This window comes from Citrobacter sp. Cpo221, assembly GCF_030332345.1.
Lineage (GTDB): Bacteria > Pseudomonadota > Gammaproteobacteria > Enterobacterales > Enterobacteriaceae > Citrobacter > Citrobacter portucalensis.
This window is the reverse complement of the sequence record NZ_JAOWIA010000058.1, coordinates 73,137-85,609: the sequence shown is the minus strand read 5'-3', so window position 1 is coordinate 85,609 and position 12,473 is coordinate 73,137. Positions and strand designations below refer to the sequence as shown.

Below are 12,473 nucleotides of genomic sequence, written 5' to 3'. Positions count from 1 at the left end.
TTTTTTGCAAAACAATCCCGAAGCCAGACCGATCTCATCCCCATGAAGAGTTGGCTCCGGAACGTTTATTCCTACTTCTGCCCGTAATAGGCATTTGGGCCGTGCTTACGCATGAAGTGCTTATTCATCAGATAACTGTCGATGGGGCTGAGCGCCGGATTAATACCGCGCGCAATCCATGCCATTTTTGCCACTTCTTCCATCACCACCGCGTTATGTACCGCGTCGTGAGCATCTTTGCCCCAGGCAAACGGGCCATGCTGGTACACCACTACGCCTGGCGTATGCAAAGGTTCCACCTCCCCCAGCGTTTCAACAATCACTCTGCCGGTATTCAGCTCATACTCATCCTGAACTTCCGCTTCAGTTAACGCCCGGGTGCAGGGAATATCACCAAAGAAGTAGTCCGCATGCGTCGTACCGAGCGCGGGTATTGCCAGACCTGCCTGCGCCCATGCCGTCGCGTGGGTTGAGTGGGTATGCACCACGCCGCCAAGAGAGGAATAGCGACGATACAGCGCCAGATGGGTGGCGGTATCGGAAGAAGGACGATAGCGTCCTTCCACCACGTTGCCGTGCAGATCCACAACTACCATGTCGTCCACTGTCATTGTATGGTAGTCGACGCCGCTGGGCTTAATCACCACCAGCCCGCGTTCGCGGTCGATGGCGCTGACATTACCCCAGGTAAACGTCACCAGCCCGTAGCGCGGCAGATCCATATTGGCCTCAAAAACCTGCTGTTTGAGTTTTTGCATTATACCGCCTCCACCAGACCGGCGCTGGCCATACGCGCTTTCACCCAGTCGCGCGCCTTCACCACTTCACGTGCCGGGTCGTCCGACGTTTCACTCCACATCTCAATCAGGTATGGCCCGCAATACCCACTCTGTTTGAGCGTCGCAAAACAACGTTCGAAATCGACAACCCCTTCACCAAACGGCACATTCTTGAATACACCGGGTTTGGTATCTTTCACGTGTACGGCAACGATATGACCCATTCCCGCCTGCAGCTCCATCTGCACATCGTTGTCCCACGCCGACAAATTGCCGATATCGGGATACAGCTGGAACCACGGATTGTTGAGATAGTGGGCGTATCCCAGCGCCTTACTGATCGAATTCATCAGTGGATAATCCATGATTTCCATCGCCAGCGTCACCTGTGCACGGCTCGCCATCTCTACGCTTTCTTTCAGCCCATCGCGAAACCGACGACGCGTTTCGTTATTGGCCTGCTGGTAATAAACGTCGTAACCCGCCAGTTGAATAACGCGAATACCGATATCCTGCGCAAACTGAATGGCTTTACGCATGATCTCCAGCCCTTGTTCACGTACCGCATCATCTTCACTACCCAGCGGGAAACGACGATGAGCGCTCAGGCACATGGACGGTACCCGTATCCCTGTCTCAGCGATAGCGGCCACCAGCGCCAGTCGCTGCTCGCGGTTCCAGTCAAGACGCGCCAGGCGAGCGTCGGTTTCATCAACCGACATTTCGACAAAGTCAAAGCCCAGTTCCTTCGCCAGCTGCAAACGCTCCAGCCAGCACTCCCCGCCGGGGAGTGCCTTTTCATAAATACCGAGCGGGACCTGTTTCGACAACATAGTCGCTCCTTATCCCCACAGCTGGGCGATAGAACGTTTGAACTGACGGGCCGCTTCCTCCGGAGAGGCGGCATCGCGAATGCTGCGACCGGCAATAAATACGTGAATCGGAATTCCCTGGAACAGCGGCAGATCTTCCAGCGCCAGACCGCCGGTGACGGTGACTTTAAAGCCCATCTCGGACAGGCGTTTGATTGCGCTGATATCCGCTTCTCCCCACGCCACGCCCGCCGCCTGCGCATCACGACTGCGATGATACACAACTTGCCCAATCCCTGCGTCACGCCATTCCTGGGCCTGCTCCCAGGTCCAGTAACCGGTCAGTTCAATCTGCACGTCGCCGTTAAATTCTTTCGCTACCTCCAGTGCCCCCTTGGTGGTGTTGATATCCGCACAGCAGATGACGGTGACCCAGTCAGCGTTGGCTTCGAAACACATGCGGGAGAGGATTTTTCCCGCATCGGCAATTTTGGCGTCCGCCAGCACAATTTTATGCGGGTAAAGCGCCTTCAGATCGCGAACGGCGCGCACACCCTCTGCCACGCAAAGAATAGTTCCCACCTCAATGATATCGACCTCTTCGGCAATCAGACGCGTCGTTTCATACGCAGAAGACATTGATTGGTTATCCAGCGCAACCTGCAACATAGGTAATGACATTTTGGTATCCTTTTAAACAGCCGCCGCAGTGGCGTTATCAATTAAATCCAACACTTCCTGCGCGGTGCGACAGGCGCGTAAACGGTCGAAATTGGCTTCGTCATCAAAGAGATTCACGATCTGCATGATGCCCACTTCCTGATGTGTGTTGGCGTCAACTGCCGCCATCGTTATCAGAATATCGACCGGGTCGTTATCTTCGTGGTTAAACACCAGCGGTGATTTCAGCGTCACCAGCGCAAAACCGGTTTTCTTGACCCCTTCCTCCGGACGGCCATGCGGCATTGCCAGGCCAGGCGCAATCACAAAGTACGGGCCAAACTGCTCAACGCCATCAAGGATGGCCTGGTAGTAGCGTGGTTCAACCACATCGGCCTTAACCAACAGATCCACACCAAGCTTTACCGCTTCCTGCCAGGTACTGGCCTCGGCTTGCAAAAGGATGGAATTATTGTCTGTTAGCGAGTCACGTAATTTCATATGCCGCCCCTTACTTCACGTCCTGCGGGAAATGCGCTTTGATCACTTCCAGCAGTTTTGGCCCAAAATCGGCAGGAGACAGCATGTTGCGTACGCCAACGACATATTTATTGCCAGAAACGGTAATCTCACCGGCGATATGCGTAGAGGCGATGATGATATCCGCGCCGCTCAGTTCACTTTTGTATTCACCCACGGCGCAGCTGTTTACCGTATGGTCAATATTTGACTGGGTTAAAAACTGGTCCACCTTCATTTTCATGATCATGGAACTGCCCTGCCCATTGCCACACACAGCCAGAATACGTACGGTCATAATCGGAACTCCTTATTAAGCAGAGTGTTCTGCCAGTTGTTTTTCTGCGTCTTCCTCAGCGCGCAACGTGCGTCCTGCGAAAAACATATAAGCCAGTGCAATCAGAATAATGACGGCCATAAACACAATGCCGATGGAGGCAAAGCCTTGCATCATCGGCGGTGCCAGAATTGACCAGTCCGCCATGCCCATCCAGGCGCTCATACCGGTGAGTTTCACCGCCCAAACGCAGCCGAAGATTTCGATCATCCCCATCACCAGGCAAATCTTGAGCGCCGCGCGCCAGCCGCCAAAGTGGTTAGCAAATACGCCAATGGTGGCGTTCGAGAAGAACATCGGGATAAAGCCAGGGATAATCAGAATGGAAGAGCCGCAGGCAACCAGAATACCTACCGCAATCAGTTGGCCGATGGTGCCCCACATAAAGCCCCAGACCACCGCGTTGGGGGCAAAGCTGTAAATGGCTGCGCAGTCGATAGCCAACACCGCGCCGGGGATCAGACGTTGAGAGATACCGTTGAACGCCTCTGAAAGTTCAGCAACGAACATACGTACACCCTGGGTGATGATGAAGATAGCGACAGCAAACGAAAAACCGGTTTGCAGGATATACACCGTCCAGTGGGTTTTACCCGCCATCGCCTGAACCACATCAATGCCGAAAGAGAGCAGGATCGCCCCGAAAAAGATGGTCATCACAATCGCGGTGGAAACGATGTTGTCATGGAAGATATTCAGCCAGCCTGGCAGCTTGAGATCTTCTACGCTCTCCTCTTTCTTACCCAGATACGGCGCGACTTTGTAAGCAATCCAGGAGGCGAACTGCTGCTGGTGACCGATGGAAAAACCGCAACCGTCAGTTACTTCCTGCGTCGGTTTGTACATCATATTGGAGGTAATGCCCCAGTAGAGCGACACCAGCACCGCGGTACAGATGATGGTGGTCCACATCGGGTAACCAAAGATGTAGAAAGAGACAGCAATCAGCCCCGCCTGCTGGAACATGATGTGCCCAGTCAGCATGATGGTTCGAATGCCGGTAATACGCCGTAGCAGTACGTAACAAATGTTCAGCGCCAGCGCTAACAGTACGGCGTACCCTACCCAACTGTATGCATCGCCCATTCGTTCGATGGTTGCCATCATGGAGGCATAGGTATCGGAGATCGCGCCATTGATACCGTAAACCTCAGACATCTTCGCCACCACCGGTTTAAACGTGCTGGTCAGAATGCCCGACCCTGCCTGCAATAACATAAAACCGATAATCGTTTTGATCGTGCCTTTGATAATGACGCTGACACTTTTACGCAACAGGATGTAGCCGAGGCAGGTCACAATACCCAACAGCAACGGTGCATTGGTCATGACCTGATTAAAAAAGACGGTAAAGATGTTGTAGAGGATCTCCATAACGATCTCCAGTAGACGAAGTTGCTGAACATTCATTACAGATGCCCAGGATGTTGTGCCCTCACTCTAATTTTCAAAAGTAATCACAACAAGATTGAATTTGATTAAATGTGATGAAGTACGCAAATAATTCTCTTACTTGCAGAGTGGATTTACTTCAAATTCATACTCGTCAAAATAAATTCATTTAAAACAATAAAATACAAAAATACATTTCATATAAACCATCTTGTCACGTTGTAATTTGTTCACATTTTCCCATTCAACACCAAAAATCAGCGCATTGCCTTCTTGAGAAAATGATGTCAGTATCAATCAAAACAAATCATAATTTGATTCAACTTGAACAAACATGAAGGTAATTGCGATGAGTAAAGTAAAAAGCATCACGCGTGAATCATGGATTCTGAGCACATTCCCGGAGTGGGGAAGCTGGCTCAATGAAGAGATCGAGCAGGAACAGGTCGCACCTGGCACTTTCGCTATGTGGTGGCTTGGCTGTACCGGTATTTGGCTAAAGTCTGAAGGCGGAACTAACGTCTGCGTCGATTTCTGGTGCGGTACGGGTAAACAGAGTCACGGTAACCCGCTGATGAAAACCGGTCACCAGATGCAACGCATGGCGGGCGTGAAGAAGCTGCAGCCAAACCTGCGCACCACGCCGTTTGTTCTTGATCCGTTTGCCATTCGTCAGATCGATGCGGTGCTGGCCACGCACGATCATAACGATCACATCGACGTAAATGTTGCGGCAGCCGTCATGCAGAACTGTGCCGACGACGTGCCGTTTATTGGACCGCAGACTTGTGTGGATCTGTGGATCGGTTGGGGTGTACCAAAAGAGCGCTGCATCGTGGTAAAACCTGGCGATGTGGTGAAAGTGAAAGATATTGAAATTCATGCGCTTGATGCGTTTGATCGTACGGCATTGATCACGCTTCCTGCCGATCAAAAAGCGGCAGGCGTGCTGCCGGATGGTATGGATGCCCGCGCCGTAAACTATCTGTTCAAAACGCCGGGCGGTACGCTTTATCACAGCGGTGATTCACACTACTCCAACTACTATGCAAAGCATGGCAATGAGCACCAGATCGACGTCGCGCTCGGATCCTACGGCGAGAACCCACGGGGTATTACGGACAAAATGACCAGTTCCGACATGCTGCGTATGGCGGAGGCCCTGAATACAAAAGTGGTGATCCCTTTCCATCACGATATCTGGTCAAACTTCCAGGCCGATCCTCAGGAGATCCGCGTACTTTGGGAGATGAAAAAAGATCGGCTGAAGTATGGCTTTAAGCCTTTTATCTGGCAGGTGGGTGGCAAGTTCACCTGGCCGCTGGACAAAGATAACTTTGAATATCACTATCCGCGCGGCTTTGACGACTGCTTCACGATTGAACCGGATTTACCGTTTAAATCGTTCTTGTGACCCACACAAAATGCCGGGCCATCCCGGCATTTTTTCCCATTTACTTTAGTATTTCCAGGCTATTTCAAATATCATCTTTTCAAATCAATTTGTATCGGAATAGCTCATGACTGAAGCACAAAGACATCAAATACTGCTGGATATGCTGGCGCAGTTGGGCTTTGTTACCGTTGAGAACGTGATTGAGCGTCTGGGGATTTCACCCGCCACAGCACGCCGGGACATCAACAAACTCGATGAAAGCGGCAAACTCAAGAAAGTCCGCAACGGCGCAGAAGCTATTACCCAGCAGCGACCGCGCTGGACGCCAATGAATCTGCACCAGGCACAGAACCACGATGAAAAAGTTCGCATTGCCAAGGCGGCATCCCAGCTTGTGAATGCAGGTGAAAGCGTGGTGATCAACTGCGGATCGACCGCCTTTCTGCTGGGTCGCGAAATGTGCGGCAAGCCGGTGCAGATCATCACTAATTATCTGCCGCTGGCGAACTATCTGATCGACCAGGAGCATGACAGCGTGATCATCATGGGAGGGCAATATAACAAAAGCCAATCCATCACGCTTAGCCCGCAAGGCAGTGAAAATAGCCTGTATGCCGGGCACTGGATGTTCACCAGTGGCAAAGGGTTGACCGCGGACGGACTGTATAAAACGGATATGCTGACCGCGATGGCCGAGCAGAAGATGCTTAACGTGGTGGGCAAACTGGTGGTACTGGTCGATAGCAGTAAAGTCGGTGAACGTGCGGGAATGCTGTTCAGTCGCGCCGACCAAATCGACATGCTGATTACTGGCAAAAATGCAAACCCTGAGATTCTGCAACAGCTTGAAGCTCAGGGCGTGAGCATTATGCGCGTTTAAAGGTGCTGGCGGAAAAACGTCACTGTTGCGGCCAACGCTTCTGGCGTGATGCGATGTCGTACGCCCGCTTCCCACAGGCAGGTCAGATTGTTGTCCAAACCTGCCTGAATCAGCGCTTGCTGTAAGCGGAAGGTTTCAACAGCCGGTACAACATCATCATCCTGTCCATGCCACAGCAGCAACGGCCTGTCAGCGAGGCGTGGTAACTGATGCGTAACATCCCATTCGGCAAGCGGGGCGATAACGGCATCAAATTCCGCCTGCTGCTCTGGGGTCTGAACCAGTAAAGGGGGAAAAAGCGTCTGCGCAAGCCGGGTAAAATAGCCTGAACCCATCAGGCTGGCTACACATTTAACCTCAGGATGGCGCGCCATTATGCCCAATGCTGTCATTCCCCCCATCGACGCCCCACCGACGGCAAGCCGCTCATCTGAAAGCCAATTTTCCGCCTCCAGCGCCGCACGTAACGTCGTAAACTCCTGCATATTTTGCTGCAAAATATGCCAGAAGCGGCGCATTCGCACCCTGGCATCGCTTTTGAAGCGAGCGCCATGGTCGGGCGCATCTGGCATGACGACACGGAACCCGGCCTGAGCCAGCGCAACGGCAAAATAGCTGTAAACCAGGCTTGAAGAGGTAAACCCGTGATAGAAGATAACACAAGGGAGTGAACATTCGCGTTTGCCAGCCGGAACGGCGTGCAGGACAGGTATACCCGCCAACTGTCGTGTTTCAATTTCGATCATTTGTCGCCTCTTTCTTTCTGGTATGCCATGCAGCAATACTTAACGCAAGCGAATGTGTTCGGCAATGATTCATAATGTTGAGAACTGGGTTACGCTTTCGCAACATTTTCATTCGAAAATCGCGTGAGAGATAACAATTCGGGAACATTCCCCTAAAGGGAAATTAATAAGGCACTACACTATGGCTATCAGGAAACGAGATAGAGTTATGCGTCGGTTTGCCTCTTTGTTGTTGGTTATGTTTTTAAGCGCCTGTAGCGTGCTACAGGGAACGCCGCAACCCGCACCGCCCGTTGCCGACCACCCGCAGGAGATCCGCCGTGACCAGAGTAATGGGTTACAGCGATTAGGGACGGTTAGCGCGCTGGTAAGAGGCTCTCCGGATGATGCGCTGGCAGAGATCCGTGCCAAAGCCGCCGCGGCTAAAGCTGATTACTACGTGGTTTTATTAGTGGATGAAACTATCGTGACAGGCCAATGGTATTCACAGGCTATTTTGTATCGTAAATAACATTGGGTTGAAATTTAGTCAGCTTTACATTGCTTTGCGCCCCTATGCGTTTACCTGTGCACAATAAACCAACAGCAGGAAGCTTGAGGTTTATTATCGCGATGGAATGCCCTGCCGTGTGTAGGGGTACGAATAATGGAGCTGACGATGAAACAATCACTTGCCTTATCCTCACTGCTGCTTTCTGCCGGACTGGTAGGTACTACGGCGCAGTCTGCCGAATTCGCCAGTGCTGACTGTGTTACTGGCCTGAACGAAATTGGCCAGATATCTGTCAGTAACATTGCAGGAAATCCGCAGGATGTAGAACGTGTTGTCGCGTTAAAAGCGGATGAACAAGGTGCCTCATGGTATCGGATCATTCAAATGTACGAAGATCAGCAGCCCGACAACTGGCGCGTACAGGCCATACTCTATGCTTAACATATTGCCGGATGGCGTAAACTTATCTGAGCTACAGTGAACTGTAGACATGATAAGACGCGAAAGCGTCGCCATCAGGCATATTATTACCGTAATCCCCCAGTTGCCCGCAGAAGCAAATCGTTCAGCACCTGCTCAGACAATCGTAGTCCCCCCCGCGTATCAAGCATAATTTGGCACCAGGCCTGCGCCACTGGTGGAGAGGCATAGCGCAACATCTGCGCTCCGCAACCAAGCAGGAAAAGCTGCTGCGTAATCTCCCGCCCCAATGCCTCGCTGGGTTTACGTAAACGCTGCTGGAGCTGACGCACCATTCGATCGTAATGTCGGTCTTGCCCTTTGACTTCCGCAAAGGCTTCACTGAGCATCTCGTATATGCCGGGTTGTTTGGTTAGTACCCGCAATACATCAAGGCACATAATGTTGCCAGAGCCTTCCCAGATACTGTTTACCGGCATTTCACGATACAAACGCGGCAGCTCGCTCTCCTCGCAATAGCCAATCCCACCCAGCACTTCCATCGCTTCTGCCACAAATGGCATACCGCTTTTGCAAACGGAGAATTTCGCCGCTGGCGTGAACAACCTGGCCCACAGCGCTTCTTTAGCATCAGCACGACGGTCCCAGGCCCGCGCCAGTCGAAACAGTAACGCCGTTTGACCTTCCAGTTGGAGCGCCATCCGACCTAACACTTGGCGCATCATCGGTTGTTCAATCAATGGCTTGCCAAAAACTTGCCGCTGGTGAGCATGGTAAATCGCGACGGAAAAAGCACGTCGCATCATACCGTGACTGCCGAGCGCACAGTCAAAACGCGTCATCCCCCCCATTTTCAGGATATGGCGTATACCTTCCCCTTCTTCACCCAATAGCCAGCCAATCGCTTCATGGAATTCAACCTCGCAGCTGGCGTTGGAGCGGTTGCCTAACTTATCTTTCAGTCGCTCAAGACGGATAGCATTACGCTGCCCGTCAGGTAAAAATCGCGGCACAAAAAAGCAGGATAATCCTCCCTTAGCCTGGGCCAGCACTAAATGGGCATCGCTTTGCGGCACGGAGAAAAACCACTTATGTCCCACCAGCCGATACGAGCCGTCAGCAAGACGTTCTGCCTGAGTGGTATTGCTCAGCACATCTGAACCACCCTGCTTCTCGGTCATGCCCATGCCGATAAGCAGCCCACGCTTTTGCCCTCCGGGCAGTAAATGCGAGTCATAACGGTCGCTTAGCAGCGGCGTAAGCCAGTCGTGAAAGGGGGCGGGTAACATTTGAAGTAACAGCGGCGTGGCGGCAAAAGTCATGGTCACCGGACACAACGTGCCAGCTTCAACCTGCGCATGCAGCATGAAACGCGCGGCCCGTGCAACAAATGTTCCCTGCCTCGCATCTTCTTCCCAGGCCAGATTATGTACGCGGTTGGCGCACAATCCCTGCATCAGCAAATGCCAGGCAGGATGAAAACGCACATCATCCAGCCGCTGCCCCTGCGGGTCGTAGCGCAACAGTTCAGGTGGAAAAGCATTGGCCAGACGGCCCAGTTCGAGCGACTCGGCAGTCCCTAGCTGCTGACCAATACTGGCGAGAAGATCGCTGTCCCAACCAGCGCCTTCGCGGATAACCGCTTCGCACAGCGCGCCATCGGACAAATATAAGTTACTGTTATTGAGCGGTACAGGTTGGTTAAAAACGGTATGCGTTTGCCAGTGCATTGTGTCTCCCTCCGTCAATGGCCGTCGCTTTAAGTATGGTCAGAACCACATTATTCGCGACGGAGGGAGATCACAAAAGTACGGTTAGCCAGCAATATAATGAGGAATAAAACGAGAAGTATCTTTAGTGATCAAAGTATTATCCTCGCGGATCCCCATACCACAGGCTTCATCATCCACGATCCAGCTACCGATCAACGTGTAGCTGTCGCCAAAGCGCGGTAATGGCTGAAATGCCTGATAGATCATCGGTTCTTCGGCGTAATCACCCTCGGCATGCTCAACGACCTGCTGCTGACCATCAAAAATGGTGACATTTCCCCCTTCACGGGAAAATATCGGTTTGCGTACATAGCTTTCACCAGCTGCAATTTGTGGTGTTTCACCGTCAAACCAGGCGGGCAGCAGGTTGGGATGGTTGGGAAAAAATCGCCACAGCAATGGCATCAGCCCTTTATTGCTGAGTACGCTCTTCCATAACGGCTCAACCCACTGTTCGCGGCGATGGCGCAGCAAGGGGCCATTTTCATCTCGCATCATCCACTCCAGGGGATAGAGCTTAAAGGCGCGACGAATGACGTTATCATCCAGGTCCGTGAGAACACCGCCAACGCCAAGCCCCAGATCTTCGACGTAAATAAACCGTGACTCTTGCCCCGCCTGCTGTGCGCAATCCTGTAAATACAGCACCGTGGTACGATCTTCGTCAGTATCTTCGCAGCAGCAAAAATAGAAGGGCTCCGGGCTATAAAGCTCAGCAAAACGGGAGATTAGCCGCTCCTGAATGGCGTTGTACTGGTCGGCGTCGCGTGTGATCACCCCGCTGCGACGCGCATCTTCCAGCCATAGCCACTGGAAATACGCTGACTCATAAAGCGACGTTGGTGTATCCGCGTTGTACTCCAGCAGCTTGACCGGGGCGTTATTTCCGCACCAGACAAAATCCATGCGGCCGTACAGGGAGGGATCGCGATTGCGCCAGCTTTCGGCAATAACGTCCCAATACAGCGGCGGGATCGCCAGTTGCTGCATAATCTGTTCGTCGTTAACTGCTCGTTCGACGACATCCAGACACATCTGGTGCAGTTCCGCAGTGGGTTTTTCGATCTGCTCTTCCACTTGCCGGAGCGTAAAGCGGTAAGCCCGGCTCTCATCCCAGTAAATCTCGTTATCGATAATATGAAAATCAAAGCCGTGATCGTAGGCGATCCGGTCCAAATCCTGACGAACAGGGACATCATGTCGCAGCATCGTTAACCTCCCCAGTGCCCACGCGCGCTGGACGAACGCCCGTAGCCGCCGCGTGAAACCGTCGAGACTTTCTTCGTCGTATAACTATGGCTGGTTGCAGTATCATGTTTTCCACTACCGGAACGCCAACTGTAATCCCCGGAAGTTGTACGCCAGACCGGGCGCGAAGCATAGGAAGAACCGCCGCTGCTATAAACATATTGTTCGTCGCGATTTTTGCGAATGACGCGGCTGAGTAAAAAACCGGAGAATATCGGCACCCAGCTTTGATCGATGCTGTCGAGATAACAGTCGCCAAACTGTGTCTGACAGCTCTGCTTGCTCATTTGCTTTGGCAGGTTAGAGTAGAACTCTGCTTTCGCATTGTTCCAGCCATCGGCACAAACGGTGGCGCTATTGCCATCGTCAATACATTCACTCACCGCGGAGTAAAAGGTACCATCACCATCGTTATTGCCGTCATCAGCACATCCTTTGAGGACAAAAAATGCCGCTCCGCCCATAATGGCCAGCGTCAGGTATTTTCCACTGTAACGGCTGCGTTTTCTTGCAAAGGGGTTCGCCGGACGCCCAATTCGCGTGATGGCAGAATGCCCTTGCCCCCTGTTTTTGTTTCCGGATTTACGTTTTCTTGCCATGATCGTCCATTACCATGTCATGCAGGCGGCGTTAAAAATACCCCCCGCCAGGGCGGCGGTCCCCATAAATAATCCCGCTGCAGTATTATGATTAATAATTTTTTCACTCAGTGCCGGCATGTATAAACGCACACCGCCGTAAATGACGAGTTGTATCACCAACGCGATGCCGCCCCAGGCGAAATAATCCGGAATGCTGACGGCGTTAATTGCCGCGCTGGATAACGGAATAACGTAGCCCAGCAACGTGCCGCTAAAGGCCAGTGACGCTGCTGTATTATTATTTTTAATCAGTTGCCATTCATTGTGCGGCGTAATTTTTGAGTATATAAACAGAAAAACGATCACCATGGCTGCGCCAATAAAAAAATAGGCGCAAAAAGCCAGCAATGAATCCAGTATGTGCATTGTGTAACCTTC

At 52.1% G+C, this 12,473-nt stretch carries 15 protein-coding genes; 4 read left to right on the top strand and 11 right to left on the bottom strand.

What is annotated here, in order from left to right; translation table 11 throughout:
* Positions 1-71 precede the first annotated feature (71 nt).
* Genes OGY72_RS18080 through ulaA form a run of 6 tightly spaced genes read right to left on the bottom strand, consistent with a single transcriptional unit; the run spans position 72 to position 4,481 of the window.
* The gene (locus OGY72_RS18080) at positions 72-758 is read right to left on the bottom strand and encodes an L-ribulose-5-phosphate 4-epimerase (protein WP_063941652.1); all 687 of its coding nucleotides are present in this window, start codon (positions 756-758) and stop codon (positions 72-74) included.
* Positions 758-1,612 (bottom strand): L-ribulose-5-phosphate 3-epimerase, encoded by an 855-nt coding sequence (locus OGY72_RS18075; RefSeq protein WP_003830452.1) that lies wholly within the window; start codon positions 1,610-1,612, stop codon positions 758-760. The genes OGY72_RS18080 and OGY72_RS18075 overlap by 1 nt, the downstream gene beginning before the upstream one ends.
* Before the next feature lie 9 nt (positions 1,613-1,621).
* Positions 1,622-2,272: a 3-keto-L-gulonate-6-phosphate decarboxylase UlaD gene (gene ulaD, locus OGY72_RS18070; RefSeq protein WP_286548636.1), complete on the bottom strand. Its 651-nt coding sequence runs from the start codon at positions 2,270-2,272 to the stop codon at positions 1,622-1,624.
* Between the two features lie 12 nt (positions 2,273-2,284).
* Positions 2,285-2,752: a PTS ascorbate transporter subunit IIA gene (gene ulaC, locus OGY72_RS18065; RefSeq protein WP_003830454.1), complete on the bottom strand. Its 468-nt coding sequence runs from the start codon at positions 2,750-2,752 to the stop codon at positions 2,285-2,287.
* Between the two features lie 10 nt (positions 2,753-2,762).
* Positions 2,763-3,068, bottom strand: a complete 306-nt coding sequence (gene ulaB, locus OGY72_RS18060) for a PTS ascorbate transporter subunit IIB (RefSeq protein WP_003025655.1) — start codon at positions 3,066-3,068, stop codon at positions 2,763-2,765.
* Positions 3,069-3,083: 15 nt separating this feature from the next.
* Positions 3,084-4,481, bottom strand: a complete 1,398-nt coding sequence (ulaA, locus tag OGY72_RS18055; RefSeq protein ID WP_003830456.1) for a PTS ascorbate transporter subunit IIC — start codon at positions 4,479-4,481, stop codon at positions 3,084-3,086.
* Positions 4,482-4,848: 367 nt separating this feature from the next.
* On the opposite strand from ulaA, the gene ulaG reads away from it, so the two are divergent.
* Both ulaG and ulaR read left to right on the top strand, forming a co-directional pair.
* Positions 4,849-5,913, top strand: coding sequence for an L-ascorbate 6-phosphate lactonase (gene ulaG, locus OGY72_RS18050; protein WP_003025649.1), 1,065 nt, complete (start codon positions 4,849-4,851; stop codon positions 5,911-5,913).
* 106 nt (positions 5,914-6,019) lie between these two features.
* The gene (gene ulaR, locus OGY72_RS18045) at positions 6,020-6,775 is read left to right on the top strand and encodes an HTH-type transcriptional regulator UlaR (RefSeq protein WP_003025646.1); all 756 of its coding nucleotides are present in this window, start codon (positions 6,020-6,022) and stop codon (positions 6,773-6,775) included.
* Here ulaR and yjfP read toward each other — a convergent pair.
* Positions 6,772-7,521 carry an esterase gene (gene yjfP / locus OGY72_RS18040; protein ID WP_063941654.1) on the bottom strand — a complete coding sequence of 250 codons (750 nt, stop codon included), beginning with the start codon at positions 7,519-7,521 and terminating at the stop codon, positions 6,772-6,774. The two genes, ulaR and yjfP, sit on opposite strands and share 4 nt — an antisense overlap.
* Before the next feature lie 181 nt (positions 7,522-7,702).
* Here yjfP and bsmA point away from each other — a divergent pair, with 181 nt between their 5' ends.
* Entirely contained in the window at positions 7,703-8,032 is a 330-nt protein-coding gene (gene bsmA, locus OGY72_RS18035; RefSeq protein ID WP_057066585.1) for a biofilm peroxide resistance protein BsmA, read from the top strand.
* Positions 8,033-8,179: 147 nt separating this feature from the next.
* Positions 8,180-8,455 carry a DUF1471 family protease activator YjfN gene (yjfN, locus tag OGY72_RS18030; RefSeq protein ID WP_003830465.1) on the top strand — a complete coding sequence of 92 codons (276 nt, stop codon included), beginning with the start codon at positions 8,180-8,182 and terminating at the stop codon, positions 8,453-8,455.
* A gap of 86 nt (positions 8,456-8,541) precedes the next feature.
* On the opposite strand, the gene OGY72_RS18025 is transcribed toward yjfN, so the two are convergent.
* The 4 genes from OGY72_RS18025 to OGY72_RS18010 form a co-directional block, all read right to left on the bottom strand.
* Positions 8,542-10,164, bottom strand: a complete 1,623-nt coding sequence (locus OGY72_RS18025) for an isovaleryl-CoA dehydrogenase (protein WP_286548630.1) — start codon at positions 10,162-10,164, stop codon at positions 8,542-8,544.
* Between the two features lie 84 nt (positions 10,165-10,248).
* On the bottom strand, positions 10,249-11,415 hold the full coding sequence (locus OGY72_RS18020; protein WP_003830470.1) for a glutathionylspermidine synthase family protein: 1,167 nt from the start codon (positions 11,413-11,415) through the stop codon (positions 10,249-10,251).
* Between the two features lie 2 nt (positions 11,416-11,417).
* Entirely contained in the window at positions 11,418-12,053 is a 636-nt protein-coding gene (locus tag OGY72_RS18015; RefSeq protein ID WP_003830472.1) for a DUF1190 domain-containing protein, read from the bottom strand.
* 9 nt (positions 12,054-12,062) lie between these two features.
* Positions 12,063-12,461 (bottom strand): DUF350 domain-containing protein, encoded by a 399-nt coding sequence (locus OGY72_RS18010; RefSeq protein ID WP_003830474.1) that lies wholly within the window; start codon positions 12,459-12,461, stop codon positions 12,063-12,065.
* Between the last annotated feature and the right edge of the window lie 12 nt (positions 12,462-12,473).

What these genes read in the sequence shown, in the direction of transcription:
- OGY72_RS18080 (WP_063941652.1), bottom strand. Translation starts at nt 758, where the DNA reads ATGCAAAAACTCAAACAGCAGGTTTTTGAGGCCAATATGGATCTGCCG.
- OGY72_RS18075 (WP_003830452.1), bottom strand. Translation starts at nt 1,612, where the DNA reads ATGTTGTCGAAACAGGTCCCGCTCGGTATTTATGAAAAGGCACTCCCC.
- ulaD (WP_286548636.1), bottom strand. Translation starts at nt 2,272, where the DNA reads ATGTCATTACCTATGTTGCAGGTTGCGCTGGATAACCAATCAATGTCT.
- ulaC (WP_003830454.1), bottom strand. Translation starts at nt 2,752, where the DNA reads ATGAAATTACGTGACTCGCTAACAGACAATAATTCCATCCTTTTGCAA.
- ulaB (WP_003025655.1), bottom strand. Translation starts at nt 3,068, where the DNA reads ATGACCGTACGTATTCTGGCTGTGTGTGGCAATGGGCAGGGCAGTTCC.
- ulaA (WP_003830456.1), bottom strand. Translation starts at nt 4,481, where the DNA reads ATGGAGATCCTCTACAACATCTTTACCGTCTTTTTTAATCAGGTCATG.
- ulaG (WP_003025649.1), top strand. Translation starts at nt 4,849, where the DNA reads ATGAGTAAAGTAAAAAGCATCACGCGTGAATCATGGATTCTGAGCACA.
- ulaR (WP_003025646.1), top strand. Translation starts at nt 6,020, where the DNA reads ATGACTGAAGCACAAAGACATCAAATACTGCTGGATATGCTGGCGCAG.
- yjfP (WP_063941654.1), bottom strand. Translation starts at nt 7,521, where the DNA reads ATGATCGAAATTGAAACACGACAGTTGGCGGGTATACCTGTCCTGCAC.
- bsmA (WP_057066585.1), top strand. Translation starts at nt 7,703, where the DNA reads ATGGCTATCAGGAAACGAGATAGAGTTATGCGTCGGTTTGCCTCTTTG.
- yjfN (WP_003830465.1), top strand. Translation starts at nt 8,180, where the DNA reads ATGAAACAATCACTTGCCTTATCCTCACTGCTGCTTTCTGCCGGACTG.
- OGY72_RS18025 (WP_286548630.1), bottom strand. Translation starts at nt 10,164, where the DNA reads ATGCACTGGCAAACGCATACCGTTTTTAACCAACCTGTACCGCTCAAT.
- OGY72_RS18020 (WP_003830470.1), bottom strand. Translation starts at nt 11,415, where the DNA reads ATGCTGCGACATGATGTCCCTGTTCGTCAGGATTTGGACCGGATCGCC.
- OGY72_RS18015 (WP_003830472.1), bottom strand. Translation starts at nt 12,053, where the DNA reads ATGGCAAGAAAACGTAAATCCGGAAACAAAAACAGGGGGCAAGGGCAT.
- OGY72_RS18010 (WP_003830474.1), bottom strand. Translation starts at nt 12,461, where the DNA reads ATGCACATACTGGATTCATTGCTGGCTTTTTGCGCCTATTTTTTTATT.